Origin of the sequence: Actinophytocola sp. (assembly GCF_035942955.1) — a bacterium.
Lineage (GTDB): Bacteria > Actinomycetota > Actinomycetes > Mycobacteriales > Pseudonocardiaceae > DASYTH01.
The window spans coordinates 1-13,892 of the sequence record NZ_DASZCQ010000364.1; the positions used below are offsets into that span (position 1 = coordinate 1).

The following is a 13,892-nucleotide window of genomic DNA, read 5'->3' on the forward strand; positions in this document are numbered from 1 at the left end:
CGCCCCACGGCTCATCCCGCACCCACCAACGTCGCCCGGCCCGCGGCCCCCAACCCAGTCGGCAGAGCTTCAGCAAAGTCGGCTACCGGAACGCGTCACACAGCCGCATCAACGCAGAACACGCCTGCCCCGAAGGCGAGCGGGGCGGCGCGTGTCCACAATAGACGCGCGGGCTTTGGCGCTGATTGGATTCCATCGACAAATGGCATAGCCCATTCGGGTTATGCAAAGTTTCTGGGATGGTGGGTCTCCGGGGTGAGGGTAGTGCATTCTGCTGATGCGATGGCACCGTTTGCTGCCGGTGTGCGTCGCAGTGGTCGAGTCGATGGTCCAGACACAATGGGAATTTGAATCATGAGCCCTGCAAACGATGGTTCGGGTGTCGGGGTCGCCCCGCCGGACGGGTATACCACCTCGACCGATTCCATGTCGTCCTCCGCGCGGGCGATCACCACCGCTGCCGAGGATGCGCAGAGCGACACCGAGGACCTGCAGCAGACCCGTCTGTCGGAGGACGAGTTCGGACGGGAGCATACCGAGCACTTCGCCGACTATGCCGCCGCGATCGGGCAGTTCGGCGCCGGCGCGCAGGCCATGTGCGCGAACCTGATCGCCTTCGCCGGGCAGCTCGGGGGCGCGGGCGCGTCGTACGCCAGCAACGAGCAGGGCTCCGTCCGGACGGTCAACGCCGCGGGGGCCGAGCTATGAGCGTGTCGTGGCGCGAGGTCCGGGAGCTGCTCGAGGATCCGTTCGTCCCCGGGGACACCAAGGAGCATCTGCTCGGCTCCTTCATGCGGGCGCACGGTTACCCCTTGTCCTACGACGATATCCCGGACCAGGCAATGGAGTACCTGGAGCGGTACTCGATGGAGGACGGGGACTTCCACCAGGGCTCGCTGGACGAGGTGTACGAGCGGGCCCAGCAGGAGGCCCAGGACGCCGGCGGTTACCGCAACGATCAGGTCGAGGAGGACTTGAGCACCAACGGGTCCGAGCTGCGTGATATGCAGCCGCCCGCATTGACCGGATCCGGGGTGGAGACGTCCGGGGACATTCTGGACCTGGCGCGTCCGGCCCTGCGGGTGTTCCGGACCTGGCTGCCGATCAACAACCAGATTCCGGGGGACTGGCAGGGGCGGCACGGGGACATCAACTACGACGACGACGTGCGGAAGCGATTCAACGAGCAGCGGGGGATCAATTTCCGGAAGTTTCTCGAGGATGCCGACCGAATTCGGCAGGCGCACACCACGCTGTCGGAGGTCAAGATGACCGCCGAGCAGCAGCTGAGCTCGGTGTACCAGTCGTGGACGGGTCCGGCGGCGAACGCGTCGTACGACAACTATTCGCAGCAGATCGCGCCGAACGTGTCCAGCCTGCTGGAGGCGATGTCGGCCGCCCCAGGGCTGATCGAGTCGGCCGTCCAGACCCTGTACGAGGCCTGTAAGGAAAAGGCCGACCAGGTCATCGAGCTGTACACGCCGACCGTCGGCGATGCGACTCCCCAGATTGCCGAGAAGATGGTGCAGATCGCGAAGGGGGACGCCGCCGAGGGCACGATGCGGGAGGTCGCCTCCTGGTGGGATTCGCGACACGGCACGAACTTCGAGGACTATCTCCAGAGCGACATCGGCGTGCAGCTGGCGCAGCAGTGGATGCCCGACATGTGCCGGCGCTGGATCCGCGAATCCTTCAATCCCGGGCTGCACGACCAGCTGTATGAGGACTTCGTGCAGATCTGCGACGAAACGCGCGACGCCGTCAACGAATGCTATGAGGAGCTCAACACCGCGCTCGGGGAATACCAGAACGAGTTCTCCGACGCCGGCGCCGCCGTGGCTCCGCCACCCGGGCTCAGCACGGTCACCGGTGGCGGTTCCACCCCGGGAATGGGTGGCGGCGGTGGTGGTGTGCCGCCCGGGATGGGCGCCGCCGGTGCGGGCGCGATGCCGCCGCTCGGCGGCGGAATGCCGGGCATGGATCCCGGCGCCGGCATGCCGGATCCGAGTGGTGCCGGCGGTGCGATGCCGGGCACGGGTGGCGCCGGTGCCGGCGGCGGGATGCCGCCGGGTGGCGGCGCTCCGACCATGGATTTCGGCGCCCCGGCGGACGGTGAGCAGGAGACGGAGCCCTCGGGCATCGGCGAGCCCGCGGATTCTGACGACCTTCTGTCGCCGGTCATGAACCATCCCGAGACCGAGCAGCCGAACACGATCACGATCTCCAACGGTGACCGGACGATCTCCCTGACCGGCCCCGACGACCAGGGCACCATGCGCGTCACGATCGACGACGGCAGCGGCCAGCCGAAGACCTACGAGCTCGACCTCGCCGCGAGCACGGGCACCGACGGCCAGGGCATCGGTGGTACGGGGATCGACGGCGCGGGTGCGGGAACCAGCGGCGCGAGCGTGAGCAATGGCGGCATGAGCACAGGTGCCTACGGTCCGGGCAACAGCGTCGAGGGCGCGGGTGCAGGTGCCGGCGGCGTGGGAGTCGGTGCTGGCGGCTCGGGTGCCAGCGGCGTGGGAGTCGGTGCCGGTGGCGCGGGCGTCGATATCGGCGGCATCGGCACGGGCACCGGCGGTGTGGGCGGTGGTGGGGACGGTCTGGGCATCGGTGCCGGCGGCGCGGGTGCGGGTGGCGGCGGCGCGGGTGGGGGCAACGGGGTGGGGATTGGGGCGGAGGCGCAGCCGGCGCCGATGCCGCGGGTGGCGGAGGAGGGCGGTTTCGGGCCGTTCGCGCCGGGGGCGCAGGCGACCGAGGTTACGTCGATCAAGGCGGGACCGGATGGGGTGGCCGTGGTTGCCGATGGGGAGGTGACCATCACCGCTGAGCGGTCACCCGGTTCGCCGGAGCAGGTTACGGTCACCGTCGACGACGGGTCGGGGAATACGAGCACCTACACGATGGACTACCCGGCGGCTGCCGGGGATGCGCAGGTGGCGGCGGCCGGGGCGGCGACCGGGTTCGGCGGTGCGGCGGGGTCGGCCGGGGTGGCGCCTTACGGTTCGTACGTGGACGCGGTGCCGGCGGTCGGTGGGGGTTCCGGGGAGGCGGGCCTGGCGATGGCCGGGGATGACGCGGGTCAACCGTCCACTGTGCACAGTGGGGGCATGCCGATGATGGGTGCCATGGGGGCGGCCGGCGCCGGCGGCGGCGATCAGGAGCGGTCGGCGAGCGCATGGCGCACCGCGGGGGATCTGTTCGACGACGGCTACCAGTCCGACGTGCCGGTCCGCGGCGTGGTCGGCGACAACCGATAGGGACACCGATGGGCGCGCAGGAGAGGGCCGCGGCGGCGATCGCGCGAATGGAGCGGGTGCGCAGGGAGCTGGCCGAACGCAGGGAGTTGCGGTACCGCAACGCCAAGGCCGTCCAGGAACGGTCGCTGGCCGGCGTCAGGCAGCTCGGGCCGGAGTTCGAGCAGGTGGCCAAGCAGCTGGGCGAGGTGGCCCGCCGCCGGCAGAAGGCCGGTGGCTGGGCGACCGAGAGGATCGACCGCGAGAACAGCAACGTGATGAGCTTCGGGCCGTTGGCCGAGACCCCGCCCGCCCCCTACTATCCGCCTCCCGCCGTGGCACCACCCCGCGCGCCCGCCAAGGATGAGCCCGCCAAACCCGCGCCCACCGAGCGGCGCCGCCGGCCGGCCGCGCCTGCGCCACCCGATGACGACGACTTCTTCGACCGGGACACCTGGATGGTCAACCGGTAGGCACGGCGCGGTCGGTGCGCAGGGCGAGGTAACCGTCCTCAAGGGACGGAGGTACGGTCACGGCGTCCGGCGTGGGCGCGGCCGCGGCGACGACGCGGTACCGGACGCCGCCGGGGTGGGCAGGGCGGAGACCACGGTGCCGCTGCCGGGTGGCGGGCCTGGCGTGACGACCGACCACACGCCACCGTCGGCGACGGTGCCGCGGAAGACCGACCGGCCGGCGGCGAGGACGGCCAGGTTGCGGCGGTCGGGGCGATGTCCTCGACGATGTGGGTGGACAGCAGGATGGTTCGGTCGCCGGCGAGCTGGGTGCGCAGGGTGCGGAACCGGATGCGCTCCTCGGGGTCGAGCCCGGCGGTTGGCTCGTCCACGATGACCCATGGGTAGCACCCGGCGCGGCGCGGGTTCACCGGCCGGCGGTTTAGCCGGGAGAGGCCGTGGTAGCCAGCCGTAATCGATCCAGCGAAAGGGAAGTCCCATGTGGCGTAGCGCGGCGGGCGTGCTGGTTGTGCTGTCTCTCCTGGTGAGCGGCTGCGCGTCGAACGGTGCGAGCCCGGGAACGGGCGGTCCGAGCAGCACCACGGGCAGCGGCACCGCGGCCAGCGGCGAGCTGGTCGACTGGGCCGACCGGGTCTGCCAGTCGGTGGAGAGCGAGGTCGGCATCCTGAGCAGGGGCCCCAACCTCGACACGTCGAGTCCGGAGGCGGCCAGGGACGGGCTGGTCAGCTACCTCGACGAGCTGGGGACCGCCATCGACCGGCTCATCGGCGGGATCGAGGGCGCGGGCGAGCCGCCGGTCGCCGACGGCAAACGCCTGGTCGACGAGACCACCAAGGGGCTCGACCAGGCCAAGGAGACCCTCCAGACCGCGCGGACCAAGCTCGACCAGACACCGATGAACGATCCCGAGGCGGCCAAGCGCGCCTTCGCCGACGTGGCGCAGGACCTGCAGGGCCTCGGCGACCTCGACTCGATCCGCACCATGGAGGACCACCCCGAGCTGGCCGACGCCTTCGACAAGGCGCCGACCTGCCAGAAGCTGGACTCGCGGAGCAGCTCCAGCTCCACTCCTCCGACCTCGACCACCTGACCGACCAGGGTGGTTGAATGGCCGCCGTGCCCAGCGACATCGACCAGTACGTGGCCGATGTTGCGGCCGACCGCCGCGGCGCCCTGGTCCGGCTACGGGACCCGTGCCGGGACGAGCCTGGGCTGGACATGGGAAAGGGCTGCCTGCGTCACCGGATACCGGAGGCGATCGACTTCGACCTCGTCCGGTCCGTGCCGCACGCCACGGCCACCAGCCGCCACCGGGTCTGTTGACCGAACGGCCCGATGCCGTCGCCGTTTTTGAGCAGCGCGTACCCGGCGGACCCGTATCCCGGGGCCCGGCCGGGGGTCAGCTTCGTGGAGCTGGACGGCGCCGCCTGGATCGTCCGGCCGGCGGACGGCCCGTCGGGTTGGGCGGTGGACGCCGGCCGGCCCGATCACGTCGACCTCGACGCCTGGCTCGCCGGGCTCGGCGCCCCGCCGCTGGACGAGCGGCTGCCCGTGCTGGCCTACGGGAGCAACGCCAGCCCCGGCAAGATCGGTTGGCTGCGGGCGGCGATGGGGCTCGCCGGGCCGGTCGTGGTGCTGGAGGCCGACGTCGACGGCGTCGCGGCCGTATGGTCGGCGGGGGTCCGCGCGCGTGACGGGCAGCGCCCGGCCGTGCTCGCGGCGGCGCCCGGGGTGACCGAGCGGCACGCGGTCTGGCTGGCCACGCCCGAGCAGCGCGCCGTGCTGGACCGGGCCGAGGGGCGCGGGGAGCGCTACCGCCTCGCGTGGCTGCGCACGTCCGTCAGGTTGACCAACGGGCAGCCCTACCAGTGGGTGCTGGCCTACCTCGCCCGGCCGGAGGTGCTCGGGCGGCTGGTCGCCGAGCACCTGAACCGGTCGCCGCTGCTGGTCGACGGCCGGCTCGTGCGGGTCGCCGAGCTGGACCACGGCGAGGCCCGGCTGCTCATCGGGGATCTCGCCGAGTCGGACGAGCTCGACGTCGTCCCGGCCGCCGAGGAGCCGACCTGGGCGGACGTGCGGCCGCGGCCCGACCGGTGAGCTCCCGCCACGGCGGCAGCGTGGCCCGGCTGCCGCAGCTTCCGGGGCCGGCAAAAGCTCGGCCGGCGTAACGGCCACGATCCGCACTGCCGGGGGCAGCGCGGTTCGTGGTCCGAGCCAGGTCATTCCCAACCGAATCGCCAGTCGTCGTCGACCAGTGCCTGTGGCTCCGGCATGACCGGCTGATGGTCGGACTCGAGTGTCAGATACCAGGCGGCGATTTCCTGCTTCGTCATCACGACCTACCTCGGGACGAATTCAAACCCGCGTCTCACCAGTGCTGGTCGCGCTGATCGCGGGTGAACCAGTGCTGGTCAGCGGCGTACCAGTGCTGGTCGGCGGCCCGGGTGAACCAGTGCTGGTCGGTCAGCGTGCTGAACATTTCGCCCTCCTGACATTTGTTTCTCGGGTATTTCTGCTGCCCGAGAAACAGTTGACAGTCGGGCTCCTTCGATAGGCTTTGCACCGCCTCTTGGTGTTCTTTCGGCCGACCAATAGAAGACCAATAGGGGATGTTAAGAATCGTCATTTCAGATTGGCCGCGTCAGCCGACACACCGCATACCGCGAGGAAGTGGCGATGGCCGAGCACGTCCTGGCGCTCGACGCCGACGAGCTGTGGACCGCGTTCGAGCAGCTCAACCCGGTCGACCTGCTGGTCGACGAGCTGATCGGCCGCGCGGTCGACGCCGACGGCTGGGCCCGACGGCACACCGCGCGGCTGACCCCGTGGCACGAGCACGTGATCCTCGACGGCGGCGCCGGCCCCCGGTGCCTCTTACCGGCCGATGACCTGCGGTTCTGCCGGGCCGCCGGCCTGTGCGCGCTGGCCGCCCGCCAGATGCTCGCCCCCACCGTGGTCACCGCCTCGGTGCTGGGCGCCAGCCGGTCCGCCCAGCTTCACCTGGCCACGATCGCCCGGCACGTGCCCGACATCAGCCACATCGCGGTGACCGCCACGCCGGTCGGGAGCGCGCGGCTGGGGGCGCGCGTGGTGGATCAGGTCGACCTGGCCGGCATCGGTCTGTCGATCGCCCACGGCATGGCCGAGGCCGTGTTCGGCGCCAACCTCGTCGTCGTCGCCGAACCGGCCACCTGGCCGCTGGAGATCGAGCTGCTCCCCAAGGGCGCGGTCGTCGTCAACTCCACCGGCCACGACCTGCCCGACCACCTGGTCAACCACGTGGACCAGATCTACGTCGACGACCTGCGCCTGCTGGACGCCAACCCGCACCGCTACGTGGTCAAGTCGCACCTCGCCGGCCCGGACCACACCCGTCCCCGCCTCGGCAACGGCTGGTACCGCCGGCCGCATGTGGAGTCCGACCTCGCCCAGATCCTGACCGGCGCGCACCCCGGCCGCGCCCATCTCGACGACGTCGTCCTGATCGAGCTGCTCGGCGCCACCACCCTGGACGCCCCGCTCGCCACCCACCTGCGCCGCGCCGCCGTCCGGTGCGGCCTCGGCACCCCCACCGGCATTCCCGGCAACCACGGAGAAGGAGCATGACCGACATCGCCCGGCGCCGCCGGACCATCCCCACCCAGCTCGCCGCCCTGGCCATCGGGGTGTCCGAGGCCACCATCCGCAAGTGGGCCAGCCGCGGCAAGCTCACCCGCTACGGCCGCCCCGGCCGCGCCGAATACGACCTCGACGAGCTCTACGCCCTCGCAGAGAGCCTGGCCGAAGGCCGGTGACCCGACCCCATGAGCACCCGGTCATCCCCGTCGACGTGGCGGCGTGAGGTCCAGCTCGAGCCAGTGGCCGAGGTCCTTGATCTCCTGGTCGACGGCCGCGGTCATGGTTTTGGTGAACGGGATGTCCTGGTGGACGGCGTCGACCCGGAGCACTCCGGCGGTGCGGTCCGCGGTGGCGGCGAGCTTGCCGCCCAACCGGTCGCCGTAGAGGATCGGCAGCGCGTAGTAGCCCCACCGGCGCTTGGCGGCGGGTTGGTACATCTCCAGCCGGTAGTCGAACTCGAAGAGCTCGACGGTGCGCCTGCGGTCGTGGACGAGGCGGTCGAACGGGGACAGCAGCGCCGCGCGGCCGGAGAAGGGTTGGCCGAGCAGGGTGGGATCGACCCGCCAGGTGCCCTTGACGCCCTCGACCACCGCCGGCACGCCGACCTCGCCCACGTCGGCCGGTTCGACCGGGCACTCCGGTCCGCGGGTGCAGGCGATGCCAAGCGCGCGCAGGCGCCGCTCGTTGCGGATGCGCAGCGCCTCGTCCAGCGGGATCACCGGGTCATCGGGATAGACCCGCGTCGCGAGGTCCCACAGCCGGTCGCGGCCGCTGCGCCCGGCGACGGCGACCTCGCCGCGCAGCACCATGAACTCCAGCAGCTGGGTGACGTTGCGGTCGTGGGTCCAGCCACTCGACCTCCACGGCACCGCGCAGGTGTCCGGAAGGTCACGGGACCGCAGCGGGCCCGAGGAACCGAGCCGCTCGAGGATGTCCCGGCGGCACGCGTCGTTGGCGCGCACCCAGTCGCGGCGGTACTCCCGCCATGACCGGTCCCAGCTGTCGGGCCACGCGGCCATCTCGGCGCGGTACAGCGCGAGATCCGCGGCCGGCCGGATCATCGCGCGCAGCTCGATCAGCGTCCGGCTCTCCAGCGCCGCGGTCAGCTCCGCCGGCGCGTACGACGACCCGAGCCGGCTCCACGCCACCAGGTCCGCACTCGGCGCCACGGCGGCGATCGGGTCGATCTGCAGCAGCGTCAGCCGCCGCACCACGTCGTGCAGCCCGGCCGGCCGGGCGCATCCAGCAACTGCGCCCGCACCGCGATCCGGCGCGCGTCGGCACGCGACAGCTCGTGGACGATCACGCCACGAGGCTAGCCGCCAGCCTCCGCGAGCCGGTCGGCCTCGTCGAGGTGGTCGCGCAGGCCGAGGAGCTCCCATCGCTGCAGGGCGAGCGGAACGTTGCCCTCGCGCCAGAGCCGGTCGTGGAACTCCAGCAGGTCGAAAGTGGGGCCCTGGCGGCGGGCGGTGCTGGCCAGCAGGTCGAGGATCTGCAGCTTGCCGATCTGGAAGCTGAGGCCCTGGCCGGGGTTGGCGGCGATGAAGACGGCTTCCTCCTCGGCCGTGTGGCGATCCATCGGCACCGCCTCGGCCAGGTGGTCGGCGGCCTGCTCGATGGTGAGGTCGCCGAGCGCGAGCCCGAGGTCGACCTCGACCCGCATGGCGCGCAGGCACATGGCGTTGGCAACGAACACCGCGCTGTCCGGGGCGTCGTCGAACAGGCCGGCCTGGAGCATCAGCTCCTCGTTGTAGAAGGCCAGGCCCTCGTTGGGAACCGAGTCGTAGAAGTGGCGGCGGGCGGGGTTCTTGTGCCGCCAGCCGATGGCCAGCTGCTGGGCGTGCACTCCCTCGTGGACGATCGCGGTGCGCGGGTCAAGGGCGGCGGCCGCCTCGAAGTAGGACAGATCCTCCCGCGGCGGCGGAACGTAGCGCACGGCGTCCTCGTCGACCCGGGTCGGCGAGGTCAGGTCGTCGCAGTGGCCGAGCCAGGTGAGCGGCGCGATATAGGGCGGCATCTCGAGGAAACGGTAGTGCCGCAAAGGATTCGGCTGGCTGAGCAGTCCTCTATAGACACAGAACCCGCGCACCCGGTACTCGGCCGCCTCCTCCCTTGACACCTCCTCGGCGGCGTCGGCGGGGTAAGCCGCCGACGGGCTGTCGCGGTACCGCCGGCGCAGGATGGCCTCGGCGGCGACGGCCCGGTCCCACTCCTGCCGGCCCATGTCTCGCAGCCGCTGCGCCGGGTACGGCAGCAGGGCCACCCGGTGCAGGAAGTAGCTCAGCGCCGCCGGCCCGACCGCGGTCGCGTCGCCCCACGACGGCAGGTGCTCGGCGAGCCAGTCGCGGTACTCCTTGATCGCGTCGCACGCCGCCCCGGTGGCCTCGGCAAGGGCGGCGGCGTGCCGGTCCGGGAGCACCGGGGCGAGCGCCGTCATCGCCTCCGCCAACCGGCCGTCCACTTCGGACAGCAAGCGGAGCGCCGACCGGACGAACGGCGCCGCGGCCGTGTCCGCGAGGTTCGACCGGGCCTGCTCGAGCACGACCGGGACGTGCCGCAGGTGGCCGACGATCGCCGCGGCCCGCGGGTCGTCGAACGGCGGCGGCCGCAGCAGCAGCAGGTAGAGCGGGACCAGGGCCTGGAAGAGGTAGAACCCGGGATCACGCTGCCAACCCCGGACCAGCTCCAGCTCCCAGTGCACCTTGGCCAGCGCCACGCCGAGCAGCCGGCCGTCCACCTGGACCTCGACGGGCTCGCCGGACAGGTCGAGCGCCCGGTGCCGCGCGGTGAAGTCCGCAAGGGCCGCCCGGCGGGCGGCGATGGCGCCGGCGGACCAGTCGGGCAGCCAGTCCGGTGGACGCTGCACCCGGGTGAGCTCATCGCGGGAGTCCGGCTGGGTGGCCGTACGCCATGCCCAGAACTCGTCGGCCAGCGTCACCACGCTCTCAGACGTCATGACCGTACGGTAGCCGCGCTAACGGGTATCGCTGAGCGACAATTGCTTTACCCGCGCTCTAGTGTCGGGCACCGTGGGGTTATGGACCCTCGTGATGACGCGCGCATCGACACCCTCGCCGTGCACGGCGGCGAGCGGCGGCCCGGACCGGAGGGGTCGCTGGTCTTTCCGATCTACCAGGGCACGGTCTACACCGTCGAGCCGGGCACCGACTACCACGACCTCAAGTACATCCGGCTGAACTCCACGCCCTCGCAGGTCTACCTGCACGACAAGCTCGCGGCGCTGGAGGGCGCGGAGGCGGGGCTGGCCACCGCGTCGGGCATGGCGGCGCTGACCTCCGTGCTGCACACCCTGCTGCGGCCGGGCGATCACATCCTGGCCAGCGACTGCCTGTACGGCGGCACCCACGACTTCCTCACCGGGCATGCGGCGGATCTGGGCTGGACGTACACGTTCGTCGACCCGCAGAGCCCCGACACCTGGGCGGCGGCGAAGACCCCGAGCACCAGGCTGTTCCTGGTCGAGACGATCACCAACCCGATGATGCGCGTGGCCCGGCTGCGCGACGTGGTGGCCTTCGCCCGCCGGGAGGGCCTGACCACCGTGTGCGACAACACGTTCGCCAGCCCGGTCAACTTCCGCCCGCTGTCGGTCGGCTTCGACGTGGCCTTCCACAGCGCGACGAAGTACCTCAACGGGCACTCGGACGTGGTGGCCGGCGCGGTGCTGGGCAGCGCGGAGCTGATCGGCCGGATCCGCCGCACGGTCAACCACTACGGCGGCAGCCTCGACCCGCACGCCGGCTTCCTGCTCGCCCGCGGCCTCAAGACGCTCGCGGTCCGGATGCGCGCGCAGAACCACAACGCGCTCACCCTGGCCCAGTTCCTCAGCGAGCACCCCAAGATCGCCGCGGTCAACTACCCCGGGCTGGCGTCCCATCCCGACCACGCGCACGCCTCGGCGCTGCTGTCCGGCTTCGGCGGCATGCTCAGCCTGCGCATGGCCGGCGGTCTCGACGCCGCCAAGGCCCTGCTCGACGCGCTGCGGATCCCGGCGGTGGCGCCCAGCCTCGGCGGGGTCGAGTCGCTCGTGACCCGCCCGGCGATCACCTCGCACGCCGGCATGAGCCCGGCCGACCGGGAGCGGATCGGCATCACCGACGACCTGATCCGGGTCAGCACCGGCATCGAGGACGCGGCCGACCTCGTGGAGGACTTCGGGCAGGCGCTCGACAAGGTGTAACGAGGTGGTCGTGAGTCTTTTGTGGGCTATAGCACCACAGAAGACTCACGACAGCCGCCCGTCAGCGGAGTCCTTTGTGGAGCGCGCTGATGAGCTCGCCGGAGGCCGTGTCGCCGTCCAGCGACCAGATCATGGCCCCGCCGAGCCGGCGGTCCTTGACGTAGCGGGCCTTGCGGGCCATCTCGACGGGGTCGTCCCAGGTCCAGAACGTGGTGCCGTCGAAAAGCCAGGCGTGGCCGGCCCGGTTGTCGCGGTACACGGTGAAGCCGGTGAGCCGGGCCTTGAGGTAGCGGTACTCGTCGACGCCGGGCTCGAAGGTGCCGGGGGCGCCGCCGCCGGTGGCCGGCTGGAACAGGCCGTTGTTCTGGTTGGCCACCCCGGTCCAGCCGCGGCTGAAGAACGGCACGCCCATCACCAGCCGGTGGCGCGGGGCGCCGCGGGCGAGCAGTGCGTCGATGACGACGTCGGTGCTGAACTTCGGCGTGGTGGGGTCGCCGGCGGGCGTGTGCAGAGCGGACTGCTGGTTGGTGATCGGGTCCCAGGAGCCGTGATAGTCGTAGCCCTGGGTGGTGGCGAACGTCAGGTAGCGGAAGATCTTGTCGACCTCGAAGCCGCGGTCGATCGTGGCCGGGTTGGCCGGCAGGAACGCGGTCAGGTCGTAGTGCCGGCGGGTGGTCCGGCCCAGCGCGGCCAGCTGCACGCGGTACTCCCGCAGCAGCGCGGTGAAGTTCTGCTTGTCCTCGGGCCGGATGATGTTGCCCGGGTTGCCCTCGCTGCCGGGCCACTCCCAGTCGAGGTCGATGCCGTCGAACACACCGGCCGCGGCGCCCTCGGGCGCGCCGGGAAGGTTGCCCCTGAGCCACAGGTCGATGCAGGACCGCACGTGCTCCCGGCGGGACTCGGGGGTCAGCGCGGCGTCGGAGAAGAACTTCGATCCGGTCCAGCCGCCGAGCGAGATGTTCACCCGCAGCCCGGGGAAGCGCTCCTTGAGCTGGCGGAGCTGGTTGAGGTTGCCGAACAGCGCCTGGCCCGGCTCGTCGGCGCGGCCGTTGACGCTCTGCTCGGCGGGGAACGGGCGCTGGTAGTCGGCCCACGGGTCGATGCTGACGCACTTGCCCTGCGCGTCGAGGAAGCCGAACGCGTAGTTGATGTGGGTCAGCTTCGGCGCCGTGCCGTTGGACACCAGGTCGCGCACGAAGAAGTTGCGACCGTAGATGCCCCACTGGATGAAGTAGCCGACCGTGCGCGCCTTGCCGGCGCGATGCTCGGCCGAGACGTCGTCGGCCTGCGCCGCGGGGACGGCCGCGGCCAGGGCGAGGGTCAGGGCGCCGGCCAGCAGGGTGGCGGCCCAGCTCCGTGTCGACATTGGTCACCTCGGGCAGGAGGAGAACGGGCGTGGTCAAGACCACCCTATGGCGAGGTCTAGACCATTTGCTACAGCCGAACGGCGGCAGGTTGGTCACGGCTTGACATGTGACCATTTAGTCACATATGTTCGGCACGTGACCGACGACGACCGCGTGTTCAAGGCGCTCGCGGATCCGACTCGCCGCTTCCTGCTCGACCTGCTCTTCGCCCGGGACGGCCGAACGCTGACCGAGCTGGAGTCCGAGTTGGAGATGACCCGCTTCGGCGTCATGAAGCACCTGAAGGTGCTCGAGGAGGCGGGTCTGGTCGTCACGCGCCGGTCGGGCCGGGAGAAGCTGCACTTCCTGAACCCGGTGCCGATCCGGCAGATCCACGACCGGTGGATCGACAAGTACACCGAGCGCCAGGCGTCGGCGCTCCTGGATCTCAAGGCACACTTGGAGGAGCAGTCATGACGAGCACGACGGTTCAGGTCCACCGGGTCTACATCAAGGCCAAGCCGCAGGCCATCTTCGAGGCCATCACCAAGCCGGAGTGGACGGAGAAGTACGGCTACGGCGGCTACTTCGAGTCCGAGCCGCGGGCGGGCAGCCCCTACCGGATCATGGCCGACGAGCAGATGAAGAAGTCCGCCCTCGAGAACGGCTTCGAAGTCCCGGACGTGGTCATCGACGGCGAGGTGGTCGAGCTCGACCCGCCGCACAAGCTGGTGCTGACCTGGCGCATGGCCATGGACCCGACCGCGGCGGCCGAGGGGTTCACCCGGCTGACCTACGAGATCGACGAGGTCGAGGGCGGCTACGCCCGGCTCACCGTGATCCACGACCTCACCGGCGCCCCGACCGTGGCCGCCCAAACCGCCGGCGACGGCGAGGCCCACCCCCACCAGGGCGGCGGCGGCTGGCCATGGGTCCTCAGCGACCTCAAGTCGCTGCTCGAAACCGGCACCGCCCTCTCCCGCTGAAAGAACGGCGTCGTGCCGCGCTGCGC

The 13,892-nt window shown here is 71.2% G+C and carries 14 protein-coding genes; 11 read left to right on the forward strand and 3 right to left on the reverse strand.

Going from position 1 to position 13,892, the window contains the following annotated elements; genetic code table 11:
- Positions 1-426: 426 nt before the first annotated feature.
- From VGX25_RS35505 to VGX25_RS35540, 8 genes are all read left to right on the forward strand, one after another.
- Positions 427-708, forward strand: coding sequence for a hypothetical protein (locus VGX25_RS35505; protein ID WP_326922377.1), 282 nt, complete (start codon positions 427-429; stop codon positions 706-708).
- 197 nt (positions 709-905) lie between these two features.
- Complete coding sequence (locus tag VGX25_RS35510) at positions 906-3,266, forward strand: hypothetical protein (protein WP_326922378.1); 2,361 nt, start codon at positions 906-908, stop codon at positions 3,264-3,266.
- Positions 3,267-3,274: 8 nt separating this feature from the next.
- Positions 3,275-3,715, forward strand: a complete 441-nt coding sequence (locus VGX25_RS35515; RefSeq protein ID WP_326922379.1) for a hypothetical protein — start codon at positions 3,275-3,277, stop codon at positions 3,713-3,715.
- 478 nt (positions 3,716-4,193) lie between these two features.
- A complete protein-coding gene (locus tag VGX25_RS35520) occupies positions 4,194-4,805 on the forward strand; it encodes a hypothetical protein (RefSeq protein ID WP_326922380.1) in 612 nt (203 codons plus the stop codon).
- 17 nt (positions 4,806-4,822) lie between these two features.
- Complete coding sequence (locus VGX25_RS35525) at positions 4,823-5,038, forward strand: hypothetical protein (protein WP_326922381.1); 216 nt, start codon at positions 4,823-4,825, stop codon at positions 5,036-5,038.
- Positions 5,039-5,050: 12 nt separating this feature from the next.
- Positions 5,051-5,812 (forward strand): gamma-glutamylcyclotransferase, encoded by a 762-nt coding sequence (locus tag VGX25_RS35530; RefSeq protein ID WP_326922382.1) that lies wholly within the window; start codon positions 5,051-5,053, stop codon positions 5,810-5,812.
- A 579-nt stretch (positions 5,813-6,391) separates the two neighbouring features.
- Positions 6,392-7,321, forward strand: coding sequence for a hypothetical protein (locus tag VGX25_RS35535; RefSeq protein WP_326922383.1), 930 nt, complete (start codon positions 6,392-6,394; stop codon positions 7,319-7,321).
- Positions 7,318-7,509, forward strand: coding sequence for a hypothetical protein (locus tag VGX25_RS35540; RefSeq protein WP_326922384.1), 192 nt, complete (start codon positions 7,318-7,320; stop codon positions 7,507-7,509). Before VGX25_RS35535 ends, VGX25_RS35540 begins: the two co-directional genes overlap by 4 nt.
- Positions 7,510-7,530: 21 nt before the next feature.
- On the opposite strand, the gene VGX25_RS35545 is transcribed toward VGX25_RS35540, so the two are convergent.
- Positions 7,531-8,547, reverse strand: coding sequence for a DNA glycosylase AlkZ-like family protein (locus tag VGX25_RS35545; protein ID WP_326922385.1), 1,017 nt, complete (start codon positions 8,545-8,547; stop codon positions 7,531-7,533).
- 101 nt (positions 8,548-8,648) lie between these two features.
- The gene (locus VGX25_RS35550; protein WP_326922386.1) at positions 8,649-10,289 is read right to left on the reverse strand and encodes a DUF885 family protein; all 1,641 of its coding nucleotides are present in this window, start codon (positions 10,287-10,289) and stop codon (positions 8,649-8,651) included.
- A gap of 81 nt (positions 10,290-10,370) precedes the next feature.
- Here VGX25_RS35550 and VGX25_RS35555 point away from each other — a divergent pair, with 81 nt between their 5' ends.
- Positions 10,371-11,534 (forward strand): aminotransferase class I/II-fold pyridoxal phosphate-dependent enzyme, encoded by a 1,164-nt coding sequence (locus VGX25_RS35555; protein ID WP_326922387.1) that lies wholly within the window; start codon positions 10,371-10,373, stop codon positions 11,532-11,534.
- Positions 11,535-11,595: 61 nt separating this feature from the next.
- Here VGX25_RS35555 and VGX25_RS35560 read toward each other — a convergent pair whose 3' ends face one another.
- Positions 11,596-12,900, reverse strand: a complete 1,305-nt coding sequence (locus VGX25_RS35560; protein ID WP_326922388.1) for a glycoside hydrolase family 18 protein — start codon at positions 12,898-12,900, stop codon at positions 11,596-11,598.
- Positions 12,901-13,036: 136 nt separating this feature from the next.
- Here VGX25_RS35560 and VGX25_RS35565 point away from each other — a divergent pair, with 136 nt between their 5' ends.
- Positions 13,037-13,357, forward strand: a complete 321-nt coding sequence (locus VGX25_RS35565) for a metalloregulator ArsR/SmtB family transcription factor (RefSeq protein WP_326922389.1) — start codon at positions 13,037-13,039, stop codon at positions 13,355-13,357.
- Positions 13,354-13,866, forward strand: coding sequence for an SRPBCC domain-containing protein (locus VGX25_RS35570; RefSeq protein WP_326922390.1), 513 nt, complete (start codon positions 13,354-13,356; stop codon positions 13,864-13,866). The genes VGX25_RS35565 and VGX25_RS35570 overlap by 4 nt, the downstream gene beginning before the upstream one ends.
- The last annotated feature ends 26 nt before the right edge of the window (positions 13,867-13,892 follow it).